This window comes from Aromatoleum sp. (assembly GCF_035254505.1).
Taxonomy (GTDB): Bacteria; Pseudomonadota; Gammaproteobacteria; order Burkholderiales; family Rhodocyclaceae; genus Aromatoleum.
Map to the genome: position 1 here is coordinate 1 of NZ_DATFAO010000030.1, position 4,937 is coordinate 4,937.

General features: G+C 63.0%; 5 protein-coding genes. All 5 read right to left on the reverse strand.

The window, feature by feature from the left end; translation table 11 throughout:
• Positions 1 to 266: 266 nt before the first annotated feature.
• Complete coding sequence (gene asd / locus VJ673_RS05050) at positions 267 to 1,400, reverse strand: aspartate-semialdehyde dehydrogenase (protein ID WP_324124951.1); 1,134 nt, start codon at positions 1,398 to 1,400, stop codon at positions 267 to 269.
• 29 nt (positions 1,401 to 1,429) lie between these two features.
• Positions 1,430 to 2,482 (reverse strand): 3-isopropylmalate dehydrogenase, encoded by a 1,053-nt coding sequence (gene leuB, locus VJ673_RS05055; RefSeq protein WP_324124952.1) that lies wholly within the window; start codon positions 2,480 to 2,482, stop codon positions 1,430 to 1,432.
• Positions 2,483 to 2,519: 37 nt separating this feature from the next.
• Positions 2,520 to 3,158, reverse strand: a complete 639-nt coding sequence (gene leuD, locus VJ673_RS05060) for a 3-isopropylmalate dehydratase small subunit (RefSeq protein WP_324124953.1) — start codon at positions 3,156 to 3,158, stop codon at positions 2,520 to 2,522.
• A gap of 87 nt (positions 3,159 to 3,245) precedes the next feature.
• Positions 3,246 to 4,655 (reverse strand): 3-isopropylmalate dehydratase large subunit, encoded by a 1,410-nt coding sequence (gene leuC / locus VJ673_RS05065; protein ID WP_324124954.1) that lies wholly within the window; start codon positions 4,653 to 4,655, stop codon positions 3,246 to 3,248.
• A gap of 90 nt (positions 4,656 to 4,745) precedes the next feature.
• Positions 4,746 to 4,937: M48 family metalloprotease (locus tag VJ673_RS05070; RefSeq protein WP_324124955.1), on the reverse strand; the 192-nt coding region annotated here is incomplete at its 5' end.

A 4,937-nucleotide genomic window follows, 5' to 3' on the forward strand; every position in this document is an offset into this window, starting at 1 on the left:
ATCAGTGAGGCCTTGATCGATGTTTTCATGGTTGTCATATCATCCGCACCCTAGCATGGGCAGCAAACTGCGTGGATTTTGGACGTGGCGGATCGGTCCGTGCAAACGGCATGCCGGGCAATCTAGCATTTTGTTTAAATTCGCGCAGCAATTCTTTAATTGCCAACGCAATTTGCAGGCGATAGGCCGGTCGAGCCGGGAGCCGAAGGGGCGAATCGCAAGACCACGGGGAAGGCATGGAGCCCTCCCCGTGCATCTGCTCGACATCAGCGGTCAAGCAGGATCCGCAGCATGCGGCGCAGGGGCTCGGCGGCGCCCCACAGCAGTTGGTCGCCGACGGTGAAGGCACCGAGGTATTCCGGCCCCATCGCCATCTTGTGCAGGCGGCCAACGGGGACCGTCAGCGTGCCGGTAACGGCAGTCGGGGTCAGCTCACGTTCGCTGATTTCGCGCTGATTCGGCACGACCTTCACCCAGTCGTTCGCGCCGGCGATGATGTCGCTGACCTCGTCGAGCGGCACGTCCTTGCGCAGCTTGATCGTCAGGCCCTGTGAGTGGCAGCGCATCGCGCCGATACGGACGCAAAGGCCATCGATCGGAATGCTACCCGGCGAACGGAAAGCCGGGTTGCCAAGGATCTTGTTGCACTCGGCGCCGCCCTTCCATTCCTCCTTGGACTGGCCGTTGTCGACGGGCACGTCGATCCACGGAATCAGGCTGCCGGCGAGCGGAACGCCGCGGAAATTCTTCACGGGGAAATCAGCCGAACGCATGGTTTCCGCGACCTTGCGATCGATGTCGAGAATAGCCGAGGCCGGATCGGCGAGTTCGGCCTTCACGGCGTCATGGAGCGTGCCCATTTGCGACAGCAGTTCGCGCATGTTCTGTGCGCCGGCGCCGGAAGCGGCCTGGTAGGTCATCGCCGACACCCATTCGACGAGGTCGTGCTTGAAGAGGCCGCCGAGGCCCATGAGCATCAGCGAGACCGTGCAGTTGCCGCCGATCCAGTCGCGACCGCCCTTCACCAGCGCGTCCTTGATGACATCCATGTTCACCGGATCGAGGACGATCACGGCATTGTCTTCCATGCGCAGCGCACTGGCAGCGTCGATCCAGTGCCCCTTCCAGCCGGCTGCGCGCAATTGCGGATAGACGGCCTTCGTGTAATCGCCGCCCTGGCAGGTAATGATGATGTCCATCTGCTTGAGCACGTCGACATTGGACGCATCCTGCAGCGGCAGCGAAGCTTCCTTGCCTCCGAACGCAGGGGCCTTGCCCCCTGCAGCCGAGGTGGAGAAATACACCGGTTCGATGTGGGCGAAGTCGCCCTCTTCCACCATGCGCTGCATCAGCACGGAGCCGACCATGCCACGCCAACCAACCAGACCTACCTTGTTCATTTGCCTTACCTCGAATTGCAAAAAATCGCTTAGAGCGCCGCCAGGACGGCATCCCCCATCTGTCGCGTCCCGACCCGGTTCGTTCCCGGCTCGTAGATGTCGCCGGTCCGATACCCTTGGGCCAGCACCTTTTTGACGGCAGCTTCGATCCGAACCGCCGCTTCTTCCTTATTGAAGGTATAGCGGAGCATCATCGCGGCCGACAGGATCGTCGCGAGCGGATTCGCAACGCCCTTGCCGGCGATATCCGGAGCCGAACCGTGGGATGGTTCGTAAAGGCCCTTGTTGTTGGCATCCAGCGAAGCCGACGGCAGCATGCCGATCGAACCGGTGAGCATCGAGGCCTCGTCCGACAGGATGTCGCCGAATATGTTGCCGGTCACCATCACGTCGAACTGCTTCGGTGCGCGCACGAGCTGCATTGCGGCGTTGTCGACGAGCATGTGGGAGAGCTGGACGTCCGGATATTCGGGCGCAAGCTCGGTCATCACATCGCGCCAGAGCTGCGTCGTTTCGAGCACGTTCATCTTGTCGACGGAACACAGGCGCTTGTTGCGCTTGCGGGCGGCGTCGAAGGCCACACGCCCGATGCGGCGGATTTCCGACTCCGTGTAGTGCATCGTGTTGAAGCCGTAACGCTCGCCATCCCGCAGCTCGATGCCACGCGGCTGACCGAAGTAAATGTCGCCTGTGAGTTCGCGCACGATCAGGATGTCCAGGCCGGCCACGACCTCGGGTTTCAGGGTCGACGCATTGGCCAGTTCGGGATAGAGGATCGCCGGACGCAGGTTGGCGAAGAGACCGAGGTCCTTGCGAATGCCGAGCAGGCCGCGTTCAGGCCGCTGTTCGCGCGGCAGAGAGTCCCACTGAGGACCACCGACGGCCCCCAGCAGAATGGCATCAGCCTCCCGCGCGAGCTTGCGCGTCGCCTCCGGGTAGGGATCGCCCGTCGCATCGACCGCGGCACCGCCCAGGAGCCCTTCTTCGAGCTCGAACTTCAGGTCCAGCGCTTCGATGACACGCACGGCCTCGGCCATGATTTCCGGACCGATTCCGTCGCCCGGCAGAACGCAAATCTTCATCAACTATCGTCTCCTGGTAAGCCTTGCGCCGAGCGCGTCAGGCAAAATAGTACGGGTGTTGAGCGCGACGTTGCTCTTCGAACGCGCGGATCTTGTCGGCATGACGCAGCGTCAGTCCGATGTCATCCCAGCCATTGAGCAGACATTCCTTGCGGAAGGCATCGACCTCGAAAGGAATCACTCGTCCGCCCGGGGAGGTGACTGTCTGCGCCGCCAGATCGACTGTGAGCCGATAACCTTCGTTCGCTTCGCACTCGCGGAACAGTTCGTCGACCAGCGCGGCAGGCAGCACGATTGGCAGCAGGCCGTTCTTGAAGCAGTTATTGAAGAAGATATCGGCAAAGCTCGGGCCGATCAGCACACGGAAGCCGTAGTCTTCGAGCGCCCACGGCGCGTGCTCGCGCGAGCTGCCGCAGCCGAAGTTATCGCGCGTAAGCAAGACCTGTGCGCCGGCGTAGCGCGGCTGATTGAGCACGAAGTCGGCGTTCTTCGGCCGGTTCGTGCAGTCCTGACCCGGCTCGCCGTGGTCGGTATAGCGCCATTCGTCGAACAGGTTCGGCCCGAAGCCGCTGCGCTTGATCGACTTCAGGAATTGCTTCGGGATGATGGCATCGGTATCGACGTTGGCACGGTCCAGCGGCGCCACCAGGCCATCGAGTACGGAAAACGGTTTCATTCTCTCTGTATCCCCCGGGGCGATTCGCACGCCCCATTCAATATCGCATCGATGCCGCCCGCCAGGGACGGCACCTGCATCAGTCGATCACGCCAGCGTGCGCACGTCGACGAAGCGACCGGTCACCGCTGCGGCCGCGGCCATCGCCGGGCTTACAAGATGCGTGCGCCCACCGGCGCCCTGACGGCCTTCGAAATTCCGGTTCGATGTCGAAGCGCAATGCTCACCCGGCTCAAGACGGTCGGCGTTCATCGCGAGGCACATCGAACAACCGGGCTCGCGCCATTCGAATCCGGCGGCGATGAAGACCTTGTCGAGCCCCTCGGCTTCGGCCTGGCGCTTCACGACTCCCGACCCAGGAACGACGAGCACGCGCTTGACGCTGGCCGCCTTCGAGCGGCCTTTGGCAACGGCAGCAGCTTCGCGCAGATCCTCGATCCGCGAATTGGTACAGGAACCGATAAATACCTGATCCACGGGGATCTCACCGATCGGCGTGTTGGGCGCGAGTCCCATGTAGCGCAGGGCGCGCTCGATGCCTTCCCGCTTGACGGGATCGCTCACCTGTTCGGGATCCGGAACACGGCCGCCGACGGTCGCCACCATCTCCGGCGACGTCCCCCAGGTGACCTGCGGCTCGATTGCGGCGCCGTCGATTTCGACGATCTTGTTGAATTGCGCGCCGTCGTCGGACTTTAACGTACGCCAGTACTGAACAGCCTTGTCCCAGCCCTCGCCTTGCGGCGCCAGCGGCTTGCCGCGCAGATAGTCGATCGTGACTTCGTCGACGCCGACCAGGCCCGCACGGGCGCCGGCTTCGATCGCCATGTTGCACAAGGTCATGCGTCCTTCCATGGACAAGGCGCGAATCGCGCTGCCACCGAATTCGATCGCATACCCCGTACCGCCGGCGGTGCCGATGCGGCCGATCACGGCAAGTGCGATGTCCTTGGCGGAGACGCCCGCCCCAAGCGTGCCATCGACGCGAACGAGCATCGTCTTGGACTTCTTCTGCAGCAGGCACTGCGTCGCGAGGACGTGCTCGACCTCGGACGTACCGATGCCGTGCGCCAGACAGGCGAAAGCGCCATGGGTCGACGTGTGCGAATCGCCGCACACGACTGTCATGCCGGGGAGCGTCGCGCCATTCTCGGGCCCGATGACGTGAACGATGCCTTGCCGTTCATTTTTGAACGGGAAGTAAGCCAGTGCGCCGACTTCGCGGATATTGGCATCGAGCGTCTCGACCTGCTGCCGCGAGATGGGGTCGAGTATGCCCCGCTCCCAGTGGTCCGTCGGCGTGTTGTGGTCGGCGGTCGCGACGATGGAGCTCACGCGCCACGGCTTGCGGCCGGCGAGCTTGAGGCCTTCGAACGCCTGCGGGCTGGTGACTTCATGCACCAGATGGCGGTCGATATAAATGAGCGCAGTGCCGTCGGCTTCCTGATGCACGACATGACTGGACCAGAGCTTTTCGTACAGCGTTTGGGCTTCCATCCAATTGTTTCCGCGGGGAGAAAGGTTTTCGATTATTTCACACGGGGCGCCGACTGAATAGCGGGCGCGACGACCACGCCGCCCAAGCCATCAGCGACGCGCACGCTCATAGAGCGGCTCTACGCGTTCAGCATATTCAGCAAGGTCCCGGCGCCGGGTTTCGTGAGCCGGGTGGGTGGAAAGCCACTGCGGCGGAGCACCGTTCGCCTTCGCCGACATCTTGTCCCACAGGCTGAGCGCGGCGTGCGGATCGTAGCCGGCACGCGCCGCCAACTCCACTCC